Origin of the sequence: Rhizobium sp. BK538 (genome assembly GCF_014197575.1) — a bacterium.
Classification (GTDB): Bacteria; Pseudomonadota; Alphaproteobacteria; order Rhizobiales; family Rhizobiaceae; genus Rhizobium.
Map to the genome: position 1 here is coordinate 288,794 of NZ_JACIFT010000002.1, position 18,270 is coordinate 307,063.

At 62.2% G+C, this 18,270-nt stretch carries 17 protein-coding genes; 5 read left to right on the forward strand and 12 right to left on the reverse strand.

The genetic code is table 11. From position 1 onward, the window contains the following. Positions 1–39: 39 nt before the first annotated feature. Complete coding sequence (locus FHX09_RS03765; RefSeq protein WP_132591925.1) at positions 40–447, forward strand: DUF2946 domain-containing protein; 408 nt, start codon at positions 40–42, stop codon at positions 445–447. Between the two features lie 64 nt (positions 448–511). Continuing rightward, positions 512–1,882, forward strand: a complete 1,371-nt coding sequence (locus tag FHX09_RS03770) for a PepSY domain-containing protein (RefSeq protein ID WP_184449301.1) — start codon at positions 512–514, stop codon at positions 1,880–1,882. Positions 1,883–1,975: 93 nt separating this feature from the next. On the opposite strand, the gene FHX09_RS03775 is transcribed toward FHX09_RS03770, so the two are convergent. Then, positions 1,976–2,725, reverse strand: coding sequence for an SDR family oxidoreductase (locus FHX09_RS03775; RefSeq protein ID WP_007799583.1), 750 nt, complete (start codon positions 2,723–2,725; stop codon positions 1,976–1,978). Between the two features lie 114 nt (positions 2,726–2,839). After that, entirely contained in the window at positions 2,840–3,604 is a 765-nt protein-coding gene (locus FHX09_RS03780) for an SDR family oxidoreductase (RefSeq protein ID WP_007799585.1), read from the reverse strand. A 126-nt stretch (positions 3,605–3,730) separates the two neighbouring features. On the opposite strand from FHX09_RS03780, the gene FHX09_RS03785 reads away from it, so the two are divergent. Continuing rightward, positions 3,731–4,636 (forward strand): LysR family transcriptional regulator, encoded by a 906-nt coding sequence (locus FHX09_RS03785; protein ID WP_132591929.1) that lies wholly within the window; start codon positions 3,731–3,733, stop codon positions 4,634–4,636. Here the strand turns inward: FHX09_RS03785 and FHX09_RS03790 are convergent, their stop codons facing one another. Beyond that, positions 4,637–5,509: a LysR family transcriptional regulator gene (locus FHX09_RS03790; protein ID WP_184449303.1), complete on the reverse strand. Its 873-nt coding sequence runs from the start codon at positions 5,507–5,509 to the stop codon at positions 4,637–4,639. Positions 5,510–5,605: 96 nt separating this feature from the next. Between FHX09_RS03790 and FHX09_RS03795 the strand changes: the two genes are divergently transcribed. Both FHX09_RS03795 and FHX09_RS03800 read left to right on the forward strand, forming a co-directional pair. Continuing rightward, on the forward strand, positions 5,606–6,886 hold the full coding sequence (locus FHX09_RS03795; protein ID WP_132591931.1) for an MFS transporter: 1,281 nt from the start codon (positions 5,606–5,608) through the stop codon (positions 6,884–6,886). An 8-nt stretch (positions 6,887–6,894) separates the two neighbouring features. Then, on the forward strand, positions 6,895–7,287 hold the full coding sequence (locus FHX09_RS03800) for a VOC family protein (RefSeq protein WP_132591933.1): 393 nt from the start codon (positions 6,895–6,897) through the stop codon (positions 7,285–7,287). Between the two features lie 14 nt (positions 7,288–7,301). Here the strand turns inward: FHX09_RS03800 and FHX09_RS03805 are convergent, their stop codons facing one another. The 9 genes from FHX09_RS03805 to ubiE form a co-directional block, all read right to left on the reverse strand. Next, positions 7,302–8,177, reverse strand: coding sequence for a DMT family transporter (locus tag FHX09_RS03805; protein ID WP_007799594.1), 876 nt, complete (start codon positions 8,175–8,177; stop codon positions 7,302–7,304). Positions 8,178–8,317: 140 nt separating this feature from the next. Continuing rightward, the gene (locus FHX09_RS03810; RefSeq protein ID WP_132591935.1) at positions 8,318–9,979 is read right to left on the reverse strand and encodes a urocanate hydratase; all 1,662 of its coding nucleotides are present in this window, start codon (positions 9,977–9,979) and stop codon (positions 8,318–8,320) included. Between the two features lie 52 nt (positions 9,980–10,031). Then, positions 10,032–10,361 (reverse strand): TfoX/Sxy family protein, encoded by a 330-nt coding sequence (locus FHX09_RS03815; protein ID WP_007799599.1) that lies wholly within the window; start codon positions 10,359–10,361, stop codon positions 10,032–10,034. A gap of 4 nt (positions 10,362–10,365) precedes the next feature. After that, positions 10,366–11,463, reverse strand: a complete 1,098-nt coding sequence (locus FHX09_RS03820; RefSeq protein ID WP_132591937.1) for a DUF917 family protein — start codon at positions 11,461–11,463, stop codon at positions 10,366–10,368. Next, entirely contained in the window at positions 11,463–12,725 is a 1,263-nt protein-coding gene (locus FHX09_RS03825) for a Zn-dependent hydrolase (protein WP_132591939.1), read from the reverse strand. The genes FHX09_RS03820 and FHX09_RS03825 overlap by 1 nt, the downstream gene beginning before the upstream one ends. Beyond that, positions 12,722–14,104 carry an amidohydrolase family protein gene (locus FHX09_RS03830; protein ID WP_007799605.1) on the reverse strand — a complete coding sequence of 461 codons (1,383 nt, stop codon included), beginning with the start codon at positions 14,102–14,104 and terminating at the stop codon, positions 12,722–12,724. Before FHX09_RS03830 ends, FHX09_RS03825 begins: the two co-directional genes overlap by 4 nt. Positions 14,105–14,135: 31 nt before the next feature. Next, complete coding sequence (locus FHX09_RS03835) at positions 14,136–15,719, reverse strand: aromatic amino acid lyase (protein WP_007799606.1); 1,584 nt, start codon at positions 15,717–15,719, stop codon at positions 14,136–14,138. A gap of 92 nt (positions 15,720–15,811) precedes the next feature. After that, positions 15,812–17,386, reverse strand: coding sequence for a 2-polyprenylphenol 6-hydroxylase (gene ubiB, locus FHX09_RS03840; protein WP_007799608.1), 1,575 nt, complete (start codon positions 17,384–17,386; stop codon positions 15,812–15,814). A gap of 56 nt (positions 17,387–17,442) precedes the next feature. After that, entirely contained in the window at positions 17,443–18,219 is a 777-nt protein-coding gene (gene ubiE, locus FHX09_RS03845) for a bifunctional demethylmenaquinone methyltransferase/2-methoxy-6-polyprenyl-1,4-benzoquinol methylase UbiE (protein ID WP_132591941.1), read from the reverse strand. Positions 18,220–18,270 lie beyond the last annotated feature (51 nt).

Below are 18,270 nucleotides of genomic sequence, written 5' to 3' on the forward strand. Positions count from 1 at the left end.
GCAGTGACAGCACCTTGCTGCTGTGGCATGGAACGAAGCATGGGGACCATGCGCAGCATCTTGCGGGATCGGGTATCGGCCAGCGCTGTCGCGCTGCTGGTCGCCTGTCTGCTGTTGATCCAAGGGCTGCTGGGCGGCAATGCTCAGGGCGCCGTGGCGGCATCCGCCGTCGATCCCTTCACGATCACTTGCTCTTCGAGCGGACACGGTTCCGTCGATGATGCCGGCCACGGTAATTTGCCGGCCAAGAAAGCGCCGGAGTGCCCGTGTGGCACGCTCTGCCGCCTGGCATCGGCCGCCATGCCGGCAATTCTCGACGGGCAGACGGGTCCTCTTTATGTCGCGGTCGAGACTGCGATCGACACCGCGATCCGAACCGATGCAGTCATTTCTCCGGCCTTACGCGGGCGGATCGCCGAACCGCGTGCGCCCCCCATCACTGCCTGACGTCATCGTTCCGCCTCCGCGCCTATTGGGCAGAGGCCCGATTTTCTTACGTTGGGAGACATTCATGTCCGACCTTACCATCGGTCGCGAGAGCGTCGGCGCTTCGGTGCGCTCCGCCTCCGACCTCTATCGCGCCGTCTGGCGTTGGCATTTTTACGCCGGCCTTCTCGTCCTGCCTTTCATGATCACGCTGGCAATTACTGGCGCCCTCTATCTTTTCAAGGATGAGATCGATGCGGTGATCCATTCTGATCTCAAGCGCATTGAAGTGCAGCAAGGCGCAAGCCGGGTAGCACCTTCCGCAATGGTGACCGCCGCCCTCACCGCCCACCCGGGAATTGCCATCAGGTTCACCGACCCGGCCGCGTCGGATGCGTCGGCTGAAATCACCATCGGCACCGAGGCGGAAGGCAAACTTGCGGTCTACGTAAATCCCTACACCGCCGAGGTGCTGGGCGCGCTGCCTGATCGCGGCACCGTCATGTGTACGATCCGCTACCTTCACAGCCTCAAGTATTTCGGCAACTACGCGCGCATGCTGATCGAGATCGCCGCCGGCTGGTCGATCCTCCTCGTCGCCACCGGCATCTATCTCTGGTGGCCGCGCCGGCAGACAGGTGGTGTTGTCTCCGTTCGCGGTACGCCAAAGCGGCGAGTCTTCTGGCGGGACATGCATGCTGTGACCGGGATCTTCGTCGGCTTCTTCATCGTCTTCCTGGCCATTACGGGAATGCCCTGGTCTGGGGTCTGGGGCGGCAAGGTCAACGAATGGGCAAACGGTATCAACTTCGGCTATCCCGCAGGCGTGCGGGTTGCCATACCGATGTCCGACGAACATCTCGATCACGTCGCCAAGACTTCCTGGTCTCTGGAACAGGCGCAGGTGCCGCAGTCTGCCGGGCACGCGCATCATGCACAGCCGATCGGTCTCGATAATGCGGTCGCCGCCTTCGACCGTCTTGGCCTGCATCGGGGCTACGGCGTCAACATACCAATGACAGCGGATGGCGTGTTTTCCGGCTCGGTCTATCCGGACGATCTTTCCAAGCAGCGGGTCGTGCATCTCGACCAGTACTCGGGGAAGTCGCTGATCGATATGAGTTATGCCGACTACGGTCCGCTGGGGAAATCGCTGGAGTGGGGCATCAATACCCATCTCGGCCAACAATTCGGGCTTGCGAACCAACTCGTGCTGCTCGCCGCCTGCCTGGCGATCATCCTGCTTGCGGTTTCGGCTGTCGTCATGTGGTGGAAGCGACGCCCGGCAGGTTCATTTGGCGTACCGCCGATGCCTGCTGACAAGCGCGTGTTTCGTGGCTTGATTGCGATGCTTGCCGTTGGTGGGATCGTTTTCCCGCTGGTCGGCCTGTCGTTGATCGTCATGCTGGTGGCGGACTGGCTGCATCTCAGAGCCAGAAGGCCGCGATCGGGCTGAGACGCTCGTTGAAACTGGCCGATAAGCGGCAGAAAGGCCGCGGAGGAGAGGAGCCGCGGCCTTATTCATGCGCCTCTGATAGGGTCTCGGTCCTCAGAGGTTGCTCATCCCGCCATCGATGACGAGCTCGCTGCCAACGATGTAGGCAGCCTCATCGGAGGCAAGAAAGATGACGGTCTTCGCGACTTCGCCGGCATCGCCGAAACGGCCAACTGGGATCTGCGACTGGATCTGTGCCGCCATCGCCTTGGAATCGGCTTCCGACATGCCAAGTTTGCCGTAAAGCGGTGTTGCGATCGGGCCGGGGCTGACGGCGTTGACGCGGATGCCGCGACCGATCAGTTCTCCGGAGAGCGTCTTGGCAAGCGTCAAAAGCGCCCCCTTGGTCAGAGCATAAACGCTCGAATTCGGCATGCCGATATGGGCATTGATCGAGGTGTTTAGCACAATCGAAGCCTGCTTCGAAAAGACCGGCAAAAGCGCCTGGATGAGGAAGAATGGGCCCTTGACGTTGATCGCGATCGACTTGTCGAAGGCTTCCTCGCTCCATTGTTCGAGCGGGCCGAATTCGGCCACGCCGGCATTGACGAAAAGAATGTCGAGATCCCCGAAGGCATCCTTGATCGCGCCGGCGACGACTTTCTGGCCGGCAGCGTTGCCGGCATCCGCCTGTATGACCAACGCCTTGTCGCCGAACTCGGCGCGGGCGGCCTCGACGCTCTTCTCGCTGCTGCCGGTGATGGCTACACGAGCGCCTTCGGCAATGAATTGACGGGCGGTTTCGAGGCCGATGCCGCTGGTGCCGCCGGTGATGAGGGCCGTTTTGTTCTGTAAGCGTGCCATTGTCGTGGGTCCTTATGATCCGGTTGATGCTGGGAGGATGCGATGCAATTGCCTGTCGCGACGAACCGCTCATCCCCGGAAAATCTCTCCAGTCAGAGCGGATAATCCGCGGCCTCAGGTGCGGGTGATCGATGCGCCGCCGTCTACGAGTGAGGACGTGCCGGTGACGAAGCTTGAATCGTCGGATGCGAGGTAGAGAACCGAGCGCGCAAGCTCATCCGGCGCTGCGACGCGCTTCAACGCATGCAGGTTGGTGATGAAGCTCTGCTTGTCCGACGTGTCGTTCATCTCGCGATACATATCGGTATCGACCGCACCCGGCAGGACGGCGTTGACGCGGACCTTCTTTTGCCCGAATTCGGCGGCGAGCGCCTGCGTCAGACCAATCAGGCCGGACTTGCTGGCGGCATAGGCGGCGACGCCAGGGAAGGCGAAGCTGTAGCCGACGAAGGTCGAGGTGAAGATCACCGAGCCGCCACCGTTCTTTTCCATCTGTCCGATCTGATGCTTGGCGGCAAGAAAAGAGGCCGTCAGGTTGATCGTCAGAGCCTCGGCGAAACCGGCTTCCGAAACGCCGGTGCTGGGTCCAGCTTCGCCAAGGATGCCGGCGTTGTTGAAGGCAACGTCGAGCTTGCCGTAGCGGTCGACGGCGGTGGCGACCAGCGCCTTGTGATAATCTTCCGAGCGAACGTCGCCGGCCACGGCCACGGCCTCTCCCCCGGCTGCCTTGATCTCTTCGACCAGACTGTCGAGTTCTGCCCGGCGGCGGGCGCCGACCACGACCTTTGCGCCTTCGGCAGCAAAGAGTTTGGCGGTTGCACGGCCGATGCCCGAGCTTGCGCCAGTGATGATGGCGACTTTTCCATTCAAGCGGTTCATTGTTCCATCTCCAGTGTGGGTTTTGGGACGGCGATTGCCGTCCCTTTCGATGGGCAGAAGATGGCATTTTCTTTTCGTTCGGATTAGTCTCCAAATGGTGGAACTCGAATTCGGATTTACCGAACGATGATCAGGATTGAGGGAATAACGGCCTTCGTGGCGATCGTGGAATCCGGCTCGCTCAGCGAGGCCGCTAGGCGCTTGCGACTTTCAAAGTCGGTCGTCAGCGAAAGGCTCGCGGAACTCGAAAGGTCGCTTGGTGGCGTGCTCCTGCATCGCACCACCCGGAAGCTTACCCTGACAGAAGACGGTACGGCTTTTCTGGAGCGCGCGACGCGGATCGTTCAGGAAATTGAGGAAGCCACCGCGGAGATGGCGGTGCGCCGCGGCACGCTGTCCGGCCCGCTGCGGATAGCCGCCCCCGTCACCTTCGGGCGCATGCACCTTGGCCCTGCGCTCTACCCCTTCCTGGCCGAGCATCCGGAAATCCAACTGGTGCTCGACATCGACGACCGGCGCGTCGATGTCTCGTCCGAAGGTTATGATGCGGTGATCCGCCATGGCCCAATCGTCGATTCCCGCCTGGTTGTTTGGAAGCTCAGCCGCAGCCGCCGGATTCTCGTCGCTTCTCCGGCTTATCTGGATCGCCATGGCATGCCGAAAACCCTAGCCGATCTCAATGGCCACAAGGGCATTTTCTACACCAATCGTGGCGTTGCGGACTGGCGCTTCCAGACGCCAGATGGCGCGATTGTCGTCCGCGCCAGTCAGGCGCTCGGGATGAACAACGGCGATATGATCCGCGATGCTGCGGCCGCCGGTCTCGGCATCGCGCTTCTTCCCGCATTCATTGCCGGACGCGCGATCAGCGCAGGGCAGCTGCAGGAGATCGATGTCGGCTACAAACCGGAAGCCGAGTTCATCTACATGGCCCATCCCGAGGGTCGCAATCCCTCCGCTAAGCTGCGCGCCGTCGCCGACCACTTGCGCAAGACCTTCGGCGATCCGCCCTATTGGGATACTGCCGGCTGATCAAATGAGGCTCATCATATTGGCGGCCACCCGCGACCGCTGTGCCTTCAGCACGGCGAGGCCGAGACGCGCGACCAGAGGTGGTCCCTCAATCGGCCGGTAGGCCACGCCATCGAGTGCCAGATGCGCAATCGAAGCCGGGACGATCGACACGCCAAGATCGGCGGCGACAAGATTGACGACAGAGGGAATCTGGGGCGCCTCCTGTGTCACGACAAGCTCGAAGCCAGCATCGCGGCACCCGCGTACGATATCATCGTAGAGACTGAGACCAACCGTGCGCGGAAACAAGATGAAGGGCTCGCCGGCAAGCGCTGAGAGCGGCACCTTGTCGTATTTTGCGAGCGGGTGGTGCGCCGGCAGGGCGATCAGCATCGGCTCATCGGCCAGCCGTTTCAGCGTGACGTCTTTCGGATCCTCCAGCCCGGGCCTGATGAAGGCGACGTCGATTTCCTGGCGCAGCAATTTCTCCATGAGCCAATTGCTGTTCATCTCGGTCAGCGACAGGCTGACATCCGGCCATTGTCCACGAAAACGACGGATTGTGCCGCTGACTGCTGTGTTGAAGGCTGAGGACGCCGTGAAGCCGAGCGCCAGCCTGCCGGTCTCGCCGCGTGTCGCGCGCTGGGCGGCGAGCTTCGCCTTCTCGGCAGCCGCGACGGCAGCGCGTCCTTCCGGCACGAAGGCGTTGCCGGCCTCTGTCAACTCCGCGCCATGCGGAACGCGATGAAACAGCGCGGCCCCGACTTCGTTTTCGAGATCGCGGATTTGCTGGCTGAGCGGCGGCTGGCCGATGCCGAGCTTCGCTGCGGCGCGAGTGAAATTTCCCTCTTCGGCCACGGCCAGGAAATAGCGGATATGGCGCAACTCCATCGGTATCTCCAAAAGCTATGAAGAATGTTATTGTCATATATTGGACAAATGGCGTGCTGCTGGCTAGATCAAAAGGCGTGAAAGGTTGGTTACCTCATGCAACGCCGCGCAGACAACTCGCCAGACGTCTCCGAAATCCATTCGCGTCCAAATCTCCACGTCGTGCGAACGACGGCGGAACCGCACGACAAGCAGTTTCTGCTGCGCGGCGCCTCGTCCTATCGTCGCGCCAGCCTGGCACTCTTCCTCTCCGGTTTTGCGACATTCTCGCTGCTCTATTGCGTGCAGCCACTGATGCCGATCTTTGCTGTGGACTTCGGAGTGAGCCCGGCCGCGAGCTCGCTATCATTGTCCTTGTCGACCGGCTTCCTCGCCTTTGCGATCTTCTGTGCCGCGGCCGTCTCCGAAAGCTTCGGCCGCCGTAGCCTGATGTTCGCCTCGCTGCTCGGCGCTGCCCTTTGCACGATCGCCTGCGCCCTCGTGCCAAGCTGGCACGCGCTCCTTGTTATCCGCGCGCTCGAAGGGTTGTTGCTCGGCGGCGTGCCTGCCGTTGCCATGGCCTACCTCTCCGAGGAAATCGATCCTCGCGGGCTTGGCGCTTCGATGGGCCTTTATATTGCTGGGAACGCTTTCGGCGGCATGGCTGGCCGTGTCGTCACCGGTACGCTGGCTGAATTCTTCTCGTGGCGCATCGCGTTGGGCACGCTCGGCATGCTGGGCCTTGCCGCAGCGATAGGCTTCTTCCTGCTGCTGCCCGCATCGCGCAATTTTAAGCCGCGCAGGGGTTTTGACGCCCGCTTTCATGTGAAGGCCTGGGTCGGCCACATCAGCAATCCAGCACTGCCGTTGCTCTTTGCCGTCGGCTTTCTCGCCATGGGCACCTTCGTCACCGTCTATAATTACATCGGCTTCCGCCTCGTTCAGGCACCCTATAATCTCAACCAGACCGAGCTCGGCCTGATCTTCACGGTCTATCTCTTTGGTATCGCTGCATCCTGGATCGCCGGACTGCTGGGAGATCGGATTGGCCATTTCATCGTCCTGCCGGCTGGCATTGCCGTTGCGGCCGCCGGTGTCGCGATGACCCTTTCCCCCTCCTTGCCGCTGATCGTGCTCGGCATTGTGCTGCTGACATCAGGCTTCTTCGTCGCTCACTCCGTCGCAAGCGCCCTCGTCGGTCGTCTTGCGCGCGGCACCAAGGGGCATGCCTCCTCGCTCTACCTGCTGTCCTACTACGTAGGCTCCAGCGTCGCCGGTTCGGCCGGCGGTTATTTCTGGGGCGCCGATGGCTGGAATGCTGTCGTGCTCTTCACACTGGCGTTGCTCGCCTTGGGTATGATAGCAGCCCTCGTTGCCGCACGGCTGGCAAGTCGGTAGAATCGCTCATGATCCGTATTGACCACCTCGATCACCTTGTTCTGACGGTCACCGATATCGACGCGACCTGCGGCTTTTACGCGCGGACGCTCGGCATGACCGCCGAAACCTTCGGGGAGGGGCGCAGAGCCCTGAGGTTTGGCGACCAGAAAATCAACCTTCACCAGCATGGCCGCGAATTCGAGCCCAAGACGAAGCAGCCGACCCCGGGCTCGGCTGACCTCTGCTTCATCGCCAGCACGCCGCTGGCAGATGTCATCGCGCATCTTCAATCGCAGGGAGTGACAATCGTCGAGGGACCTGTCGATCGTACAGGTGCAGCCGGGCCAATCCGCTCCGTCTATATCAGGGATCCGGATGGCAATCTAATCGAAGTGTCGAATCCGAAACCTGAAGCCTGAAAATAATAAGCCGGCTATACGTTTTTCAGCGTACGTCGCGGCTGAACCCCTCTCATGCCGCTCCACAAATACCAGAAAACGGAGATCAGAACGATCACGCCGCCGATGATCGTGGAAACAGCGGGTGTCTCGGCGAAGGCAAGCCAGACCCAGAGTGGGCCGAGCACCACGTCCAGCAGCCCGATTAACCCGGCCTCGCTCGAGGGAATGTAGCGACCGCCGGTCATGAACAGCAGATAAGCGATTCCCGATGTCGTCGACCCAAAAACGGCAAGCACGAGGATTTCCTGCAGGCTCGGCATCGCATGAGACATCAAGGGCAGGCAGAGCAGCATGCAGAAGCCGGATCCAAGCGCATTGACCGGCGCCAGCCGCAGGGCGGGATAGCGCCGCGCCGCAACAAGCAGGATACTGAAGGTCACGGTCATCAGAAAGGCAAGCGCGTTGCCTGCGATATCGTCGGGCTTCGCGCCGAAACCGGCGACGATCAGGACGCCGACGAACGCGATCAGGCTGGCGGTAAGCACCCGTCTGCTGATGGTCTCCTTCAGCCAGACATAAGCGATACCCGCTGCGACAAAGGGAACAGTTGCGTAAATCGCAAGGACGTTGGCGACAGTCGTCAGCTTCAGCGCGCCGATATAGCCATACATCGACGTTGCGGCCATCAGCCCAAACAGCGGATAGAAATAGAACGGCACCTTGCCGGGCTCCGCGCTGATCCGCTGCTTTGCCAGAATGATGATCGTCAGCGCCAACCCGCCGAACAGCGAGCGCCAGCCGAGTACGGTCCAGACGTCGAGATCGAGCGCCCGCACGAAGAGCCCCGCGGTGCTCCACATGATCGTAGCGATGCCGACGAGGAGCATACCGTAAGTGCGGGGCTGCATGGCGAGGTCCGTTCGTTGGAAGGGCAGCGGCGAATCGACATCCGATCTCTATCAGACACGCGCGACTCGCGATCGATCCGTTGCGCCACGCCATAGCGCAATCCGACGGAAAATTTTGGATGACGGACCTCGGTGCGATCCTATCCAAGACGGATGTAAGGAACGTCCTTCTTTGCCACCTCGTCCAGCGCCTCGTCATAGCCGGCATCGGCATAGCGCATGACGCCAAGCGCCGTGTCGTTGGTGAGCGCATGGTCGAGCCGCTCGTCGGCGGCGTGGGTGCCATCGGCCACCACGGTTACGCCGCAGCTCGTCATGTAGCCGGCATAGCCTCCGCCGCCTGAATGGACGACCACGAGATCGGCCATCGACGAGCAGAGCATCATCGCATCGATCAACGGCCAGTCGGCGATCGCGTCGGAGCCGTCCTTCATCCGCTCGGTCATGATGTTCGGATGCGCCATCGCACCGGCGTCGAGATGATCGCGCGAGAAGGCAATAGGTCCCCTCAACTCACCGCTTGCGACCAGCTCGTTGACCCGGCGGGCCAGCATCGTGCGTTCGCCGTGGCCGAGCCAGGCAATGCGCGCCGGCAAGCCCTCGAAGGGCACGTGCTCGCTCGCCAGCCGGATCCAGTTTGTGATGATCTTGTTCTTGGGGAACATCTCCAAGAGCAGATCGTCGATCCGCGCGATGTCGCTTTCCTCGCCGGACAGTGCCATCCAGCGGAAGGGACCGATTGCCCGCGCAAAGAGCGGCCGAAGATAGGCTTCGGTGAAGATCGGAATGTCGAAGGCGTTGGCTACGCCGCCTTCTTTCGCCTGGGTGCGGATCAGGTTGCCGTTGTCGAAGACTTCCGAGCCCTTCTTCTGGAAGTCCAGCATTGCTGTCACATGCTGGACGATCGAGGCGCGGCTTGCCGCCATCAACTGTCCCTGGCCGTCGTCGCGCAGCTCGCGAACCTGTGCAAGACTCATGCCCTTCGGCACGTAGCCGTAGACGAGGTCGTGGGCGGAGGTTTGGTCGGTGACGATATCGGGAACGATGCCGCGCCGCGCGATTTCGGGATAGATCTCCGCCGCATTGCCGACGAGACCGACGGAAAGCGCTCGCTTATCCTTCACAGCGGCGTCGATCACGGCGAGCGCGGTGTCGAGATCCGGTGCGATTTCCTGCAGGTAGCCGATCTCCTGCCGCTTTTTCGCGCGCTCGGGGTCGATGTCGACGCAGAGGATCGCCGCGCCCGCCATGCGGCCGGCGAGCGGCTGTGCGCCGCCCATGCCGCCGAGCCCCGCCGTCAGCACAAAGCGTCCGAGGAGGTCGCCGCCGAACCGGCGCTCGGCGATGCGCATGAAGATTTCATAGGTGCCCTGAATGACGCCTTGGCTGCCAATATACTGCCAGGCGCCGGCTGTCAGCCCGCCCCAGCAGATCAATCCTTTGCGCTGCAGCTCGTAGAAGACCTCGGCCTTCGCCCATTGCCCGACGATATTGCAGTTCGCCATGATCACCAGCGGCGCCTTCGCGTGCGTCTTCACAAGGCCGATCGGCTTGCCGGACTGGATCAGCAGCGTCTGGTCCTCGTCCATTTCGGTCAGTGCCTTGACGATGCCCTTGTGCGCCGCCCAGTTGCGGGCGGCTTTGCCGAGTGCGGCGTAGACGACGAGATTGTCCGGATCCTCGCCGACCGAGAGAACGTTTTCCAGAAGCCGCAGCAGCGCCTCCTGCCGCCAACCCTTGGCGCGCAATTCCGGTCCGCCCGGAATCGGAAATTTCGGATGACGTGGATTGGGCTTCGGCATCTTGGTCGTTCCTCTATCTCTGTCTTTTTGGCCTCTTGGCCCCATGTCCCGCTCACTTGGCGGGCAGTGAGCGCACAAAGGTTATGGCGGCCTCCAGGAGACGGCGCCGCATATCGTCATCGCCGTAAATCTCCGCGCCGACCCTGACCCATCCGTGCATCGCACGACCGCCGGAAAGCATCTGCGCGGCGCCGGGCAAATTGAGCGCCCAGCCGTCATTGCCTTTGCCGAGACGGATCAGCATGCCGTCTGCTCGGGCGCCGCAAAGGAGATTTCCGTCGAGCAGGAAGGCCAAGCCGCCGAACATCGGCTTCTCGCTGAGACCGGAAATAGTGCCTAGCTCCTCCCGCAGCAATTCCTCGAGGCCGACGTCCCGCGCCATGAGATCAGGCCTCTGCCGCGAGCGCGTAGCGGGCAAGCTCGATGCCCATCGCTTTCTCCACCGGGGGATATACGGTCGGGTCAAGAACGCTGGCCGACAGCGGAATGATGCTCATCGGCACATGCAGGATGAAGACATGCATGCCGCCCTTCAACTGGCCGACGCTCAGCGGCTCTCCGTCAGGCGAGAGCGTCGTGATAACAGAGGGGAAGGTCGCGACCCGTTTGCCCTCGATGTCGTCGACGGCCATGTATTCGTTCATCACATGCATGGTCACTGCCTTGTCGCCGGAGCCGACGACGATCGTGCCGATGTCGAAGGCCTCATTGGTATAGACGACGTCCTTCTTGGTGATGATGCCTTCCGCCAGGATGTGCCCGCCGGTTGTCTTGCAGATGGCATCGATCACGGCCGAGCCACCGATCTTCTCCGCGGCGATGATCGCCTCGCCAAGCGCCAATGCCATTGAGATGCCCCCAAGCGCTGCGTGGGTACGCACATAAGAGGCGCGCAGCGGATTGCGGCAACTTGCGATAAAGCCACCGGACTGATCGGAAGCCGCCCGCAGGATCGGCGAGATCTTCGCCGTCGCGCCCTTCACGACAAGCTCGATGTATCGGTTTTCGGCGCGGTTCCCGCCGACCGCCGTCTGGATCATCTGTTCAGGCGAGCCCGCCATGCCGATCGAGCCCATGTCGCCGGTCGGATGCGCGCGGATATCGCCGACGGCATCGACGACCTTGGTTCCGAGAATAGCGCACGGGAGCCAGCCGTTCAGCGTCGATGACTTGCCGTTCTGGCCGATGATCAGCCCGGACAGCTTCTCCCCGAGTTCGTCCTGCAGCAACTGCACGGCCTTCACATAGTCGATGCCCTGCATTTCCCAGGGGGTCGTTGAGGCGGGCGCGCCGATCGCGGCGGCAGTAGCGATCCAGTCGTCGTCCTTCAGCTCATCGATCGATACGAGTTCCGGCTTGCCGACGTTGACGGCGGCATAGCCGAGCATGCGGCCATGATCCGCCCAGCCGCCGCCACCGGCGGCATAGACCGACCCTCCCTTGACGGCTGCTTCGACATCCTTCTCAACGAGTATGCGTCCCATCAGGCATTCTCCTGCTTCAAGCTCTTGTCCATGTCTAAGACGGCTTCGAAAAGCACGGCCGCCCCAAGCGCGATGTCATCGTTTTCCGCCCATTCGTCAGCGGAGTGACTGCGCCCCTCCTTGCACGGCACGAAGATCATGGCCGCGGCCGCCACCTTGGCAATCCATGCCATGTCGTGGCCGGCGCCCGATGCCATGCGCCGGTGCTTGGCGCCGACGGTTTCGCACGCCTTTTCGAGTGTCTTCAACAGTCCGGCATCGCTCGGCGTCGGATAATTGTCAGAGACGCGCATAGGGCTCTTGATCGACACTCCGTAAGCAATGGCTAACTTAATGACATGCTCGTCCAGCCACTCACAGAAGGCCTCCATGTCATTTCGGACCTCGGCGCGCCCATCGATCAGCAAGACGACTTTCGAGGGAACGACGTTGGCCGCATTCGGCTCGATCCGGAACTCGCCGACCGTCGCCGCAAAATGTCCAGGCGTCTTTGCCCGGGCGGCCGCGGCATTGCGGATATCGAGAACCAGTTGCGCGGCGGCGACCAGCGCATCCGAGCGGCTATCCATCGGCGTCGTGCCGGCATGGTCCGCGCGCCCCTCGACGATGATCTCAATCCGGGTGATCCCGGCGATCGCCGTGACGATGCCGATATCCTTCTTCTCGTTCTCAAGGACCGGTCCCTGCTCGATATGCAGTTCGAGAAAGCCGGCAATATCGGGCCTGTTCTGCTGCGGCAGCACGCCCGGGCGCCCGCCGACCTCGGCAATCGCCTCGGCCAGATCACGCCCGTCCGTCACGCGGGAAAGCCAGGCTTCCGGCAGTTGCCCGGTCATGCCTCGGCTGCCGATACAGGAGACGCCGAAAATGCTGACCTCCTCCGCAAGGAAGTCGACGATCTCCAGGTCGTGATCGAGTTCAATGTCCTGATCGCTCAGCGCACGGGCGACTTCCAGCGCCGCCACCACGCCGGCAGTGCCGTCGAAGCGCCCACCATCCGGCACGGTGTCCGAGTGCGATCCGAGCATGATCGTGCCGAGCCCGTCTACGACGCCCCGTCGCTTGCCGATCAGGTTGCCGGCGGCATCGATCCTTGTCTCAAGGCCAGCCGCCCGCATGCGCGCTTCGATATGGGAGCGCCCCTCGAGAAAGAGCGGGGAGAAGGCGCGGCGCGTCCACGGACGGGACGGCTCGGTAATCCCGGCCAGAGCGTCGATATCCTCCGCGATACGGCCGGCATTGACCGGCAGGTTTCGGCTCATTCTGCGGCTCCGGCAATCACCTGCCTTGGCAGCGGACGCACAAATTGGCCGGTCCCCGGCTCAGCCAACACGGTCGCGCCATCGGTGATCTTGCTACCGCGCAGATAGGTCGCGGAGACCGTCCAGGGAAGGCGGATGCCGTTGTAAGGGCTCCAGCCGACCACGTTGTTGCCACTCGCTGCCGCGTCATAGACCGTTTCGCGCGGCTCGAGCACGACGATATCGGCGTCCTTGCCTGATGTGAGCGCGCCCTTCACGTGATCGAGGCGGAAATGCTTCGCCGGGTTTTCCGCCATCAGCTTTGCCGCCCATGTCAGCGGGATGCCGCGCTCGGAGGCGCCCTTGATGAAGAGCGGCACCATCACTTCGAGCCCGGGCACGCCTGACGCGTTTGCGAGCATGTCAGGGTTGGTCTTGCGATTTTCAGACCAGCTGACGTGATCCGTCGAGACCAGCCAGACATTGCCCTCGGCGACCCTGCGCCACAGCGCCTCGACCTCGGCGCGCGGCCGGATCGGCGGATTGATCTTCGCCTTGCCGCCGAGGCGTTTGACGTCGTTTTCCTCGTCCAGCGTCAGATAATGAATGCAGCATTCCACCGTCGCCTCGAAGCCATCGCGGCGGTAGGCGCGTGCGATGTCGTAGCCGCGTCCGAGGGAGCAATGCACCACATGCGACGGGCATCCAGTATTGGCGCCGGTTTCGAAGATGGTGTGCATCGCCAGCAGCTCGGTGATCGGCGGCCGGGACAGGCCATGCGCCCGCCAATCGGTGATTCCGCTTGCCTTCACGCGCTCCATATAGGTGCGAACAGCTTCGTCATCCTCGTTGTGAACGCCGGCGGTCAGCCCCGTCGGCGTGATCGCGGCAAAGCACTCGTCCAGAAGGGCAGGGGGGATGCGCGGGAAACGTTTCGGGTCCGTACCGAACGTCGAGAACTTGAAGGCTGCAACGCCGGCATCCACCATTTCGGCTACCCGCTTGGCGCCTTCCTCAGGATCCACGGTTCCGTACAGCGCAAAATCGACCCGCGCCTGCGGACCGGCATGGGCGATCTTCTTCTTCACGGCTTCCGCCGAGCAGACAAGGTTGCCTTCATCGTACGGCATATCGACGATCGTCGTCACGCCGCCGGCAGCAGCCGAGCGGGTCGACCAGATGAAATCCTCCTGGTCCTTTTGCGACAGCGAGTGAACCTGGGCGTCGATTGCTCCTGGCAGGATCAATGCCTTGCCGAGGAGGTGGCGCTCGCGCGCGGCAGGCGGCACGCCGAGACCGATTTCCGCAATCTTGCCATCGCGGACGGCGACGTAGCCGGCTTCCAGGATGCGCTCCGGCAAAACGACCGTGCCTTGCAGAACGAGATCGAAATCAGCCATGCCGCTTTCTCCGTGGCGAATATTGAAGGGATCAGATAGCGACCGGTTCCTGGGTCAGGCGCTGTTCGATGCGCTCCAGCGAGCCGAGCGCAAAGAAATCGTCGAACGAAGCGATCGGCACCTCTTCGATGAGTTTGGACATGAAGGCGCCGGAACCAAGCTCTTCCTCGATCGCTTCCACCTCGGCAGAGAGCGGCCGGTCGACCGTATAAAAGTCCGCATGCTTGCGAACGACGTCATAAAGCATACCGCCGACGCCCTTCGGCTTGTCGCCGAGGATGTCCACGGCCTGTGCCGAAAGCAGCGCTTCGAGAGCGGCAAGTCGCATCAGAGCTCGCATCTGGCGCTCGAAACGCTCGATCACCAGCGGCAGGAAGGCAGCCTCATCCTCAAGGCCCGCCGCAACGACCAGAGACTGCGCCGACACCGGGTTCGACATCGACAGCACGCGCGAGAAAATCTCGCCGGCCAGCTTGATGATTGGGCCGAAACCTGTGGCGATACGGCCGGGCGGCACGAGATTGACGGGCAGGTCGCGGCGCTGGCCGTTGCCGAGCAGGACGCATCGGTTGAAAGCGTTGCGGGCGGCGTGCGCCATGCAGAGAGCCGCTGACTCCAGCAGGATCGTCACATCGAGCGGCAGCGACCCGCCCGAGGTCATGACCCGACCCTCGACGACGACAGGGTTGTCGTCGGAGCGTCCGGTGGCGGCCAGGATCTTGTGTCCTGTTGTCAGCAGGTTCTCGATCACCGCGCCGAAAACCTGCGCGATCATGCGCAGGCTCAACGGGTCCTGGACGTGGGTTTTGACCGGCCAATCCCAAGCGTCCGAAGCGTTGCAGAGCCAGGAGCCGATCAAAGCCTCCCGGGAGGTGCCGACATGGCGGACGGAAAGCCACGGATCGCGGGACGCGCCAAGCGCGCCTGATGCCATCATGCCGGAGGCCAGCAGCACGCGAATGGAGGCTGCGGCATTGCGTGTCGCATCCGCCGCTGCCGCGAAGCTCACGGCGTTGACGCTGAGCGAGGCGAGGCTGTCCCGCGGAGCCATGGTGAAGGGCTTCATGCCGGCTGCCGCGAAGGCATCGGCCGCCTGCATGCGCTTGCCACGATGGACGGCTTCCCCGACGCCGGTCAGCACGGCGCCGATCTGCCCCATGAGGCCGATGTCGGCGCAGCCAATGGAGCCGGTACGGCGGACGATCGGAATGATGTCAGCTTCCAGCATCCGCATATAGGCATCGACGAGTCCGGGCGTGCAGCCGACCTGCCCGGTCAGAGCGGTATTGATACGGATGGCCATCGCATTGCGCACAACGGAACTCGAAAACGGCGTCCCTGTGCCGAAGTGATGCGCACGCACGAGCCCGAGATTGAAAGCGTCCAGATCCTCCGGGGACCACTCGACATCCTTCATGGCGCCGACGCCGGTCGTCGCACCGTAGACGGGCATCCCGGCGTTGATCGCATCCTCGACAATTCCGCGCGCGATCTCGACACGGGCCATGCCCGTTGCCGAAGCCGAAAGCGCCACCTTGCCCGATCCGATCCTCACCATCTCAGCAAAGCTGAGCGGCTGCCCGGAAAGTTCGATGCGGGGGCGTTCATGCTTCATCTGCCATATCTCCTTGAAAAGTGAGACTATGCGACGGCGCTACTCGATGGGATATCCCAAATATCGAACACAACATGCATTGCTGCGATGGATCAGGTCACCACCCAGGCTATATAGAGAAGGGCGAGCGCGATAATCCAGAGGGCGAACCGACCGGAGCGATTGTGGCGCGCTTCGGATTTGCCGATGGCCTCGGCCGTTTCCGCATCGAACCGCAATCCATGCTCGCTCATGTGCAGCAGTTGATGGTGGAACTTCTCCGTCTTGGCGGCAATCTCGGGTGCAGCTTCGGCAAGCTTGACCGCCGCCTTCAACCCGTCCTTGAGATCGGTGACGACGCGCTTCGGGCCGAGATTGTTGCGAATCCAGTCGCCGACGACGGGTTCGGACGCTTTCCACATGTTGAAGCGTGGATTGAGCATGCGTGATACACCTTCGACCACGACCATCGTCTTCTGCAGCATGACCAGTTCTGGCCGCGTCGCCATGTCGAAGAGTTCGGTCACCTCGAACAGCAGCGTCAGCAGCTTGCCCATCGAGATGGTTTCGGCGGGCTGGCCATGGATCGGCTCGCCGATCGCGCGGATCGCTTGCGCGAAGCTCTCGACATTGTGGTGGCCCGGCACGTAGCCCGCCTCGAAGTGGACCTCCGCCACCCGGATATAGTCACGGGTGATGAAACCGAACAGAATTTCGGCAAGGAAGCGGCGCTCCTTCTTCCCCAGCCTTCCCACGATCCCCATGTCGACAGCAACGATATCGCCGTGCTCGTCGACAAAGAGATTGCCGGGATGCATGTCGGCGTGGAAGAAGCCGTCGCGCAGCGTATGACGCAGGAAGGACTGGATCAGCGCATCCGCAAGCATATTGAGATCATGACCGGCTGCGCGCAAGCCATCGACGTCGGACATCTTGACGCCGTCGATCCACTCCATGGTGATCACGTCGCGGCCGGTGCGCTCCCAATCGACCTTCGGCACACGGAAGCCCGGGTCTTTCTCGGTGTTTTCGGCGATCTCGGAAAGGGCCGCAGCCTCCAGGCGCAGGTCCATTTCCACTTTGGTCGTCTGCTCCAGGGTCTTCGTCACTTCGACCGGCCTCAACCGCCGGCTTGAAGGCATGAAGCGCTCCTGCATGTGAGCGACGAGATACATCGCCTCAATGTCATGGGAGAAACGCTGACGCACGCCTGGGCGTACAACCTTGACCGCAACCTTCTTGCGTCCGGCAGCCGTATCGACCTCGGCGGGGTGGACCTGGGCGATCGAAGCGGCCGCAATCGGGTCGCCGAAGCTTGCATATAGCTCCTCGATCGGGCGGCCGAGAGACCCGGAGATGCTCGCCTTGGCGGCGGCGAGCGGAAAGAACGCCATACGGTCCTGGAGCTGCGACAGATCGTCGGCGAACTCGACGCCAACGACATCCGGGCGCGTTGCCAGGAACTGGCCGATCTTCACATAGGAGGGGCCGAGCCGCTCAACGGCCTGCGCCAGCCGATCGCTGCGCTTCTTCGATTTCGAACGATTGCGCGCGAAGAGGCCGACAAACGACTTGGCAAGGCCGACCGAGGGCGGAAGATCTTCCGACGGAAGGGCCGAAATCACGCCTTCGCGCACGAGAATCCAGCCGACACGCCAGAGCCGGAAATATGCTCCCAAGGTGCTCATGCCGGATTGCCTGCCTGCGAAAGCAAGCGGGTGAACGACTGTTCTCGAACCATCCCTCAGAGCTTCCAGCCGGAGTGGAGAGCTGCGATTCCGCCGGTATAGTTCGTGAAGTTCACGCGCGAGAAGCCGGCGTTGCGGATCATGTCCGCAAAATTCTCCTGGTTGGGGAACTTGCGGATGGATTCGACGAGATACTGATAGGGCTCGGCCTCGCCTGTGATCGCCTTGCCGAACTTTGGAATGGCATTGAAGGACCAGCTGTCATAGACGCGATCGAGAAACGGCATATCCACTTCTGAAAACTCGAGTACGAGCAGCCGGCCGCCGCGCTTCAGCACACGATAGGCTTCGCTCAGCGCCACGTCGATGCGCGGCACATTGCGGATACCGAAGGCGATCGTATAGGCGTCGAAGCTGTTCGGATCGAATGGCAGATCCTCAGCGTTTGCCTCGACGAAAGTCAGGTTGTCCGAAAGCTTCTTCTTGGCGGCGCGCTCGGCGCCGACCGCCAGCATGGAGCCGTTGATGTCGAGCACGGTCGCATGGGCCTGCCGGTTGGACGCCTCAACGATGCGAAATGCGATGTCGCCGGTGCCGCCGGCAACGTCGAGAACCTTGTAGCCGGGCTCCTTGCGCGGATTGAGCGCTGCAATCATCGCGTCCTTCCAGACGCGGTGCATGCCGACCGACATGACGTCGTTCATGATGTCGTAGCGTTTGGCGACCTTGTGGAAGACCTCGTTGACCAGGCCCTGCTTTTCACCATCCGCCACTTCGCGGAAGCCGTAGGATGTTTCCATGCCGCCTTCGGCGGAGGTACGGCTTTGTGACATCGAAATACTCCATCTCTCTGAAATCGGCGCGGCGACCATAGCGAACGGACG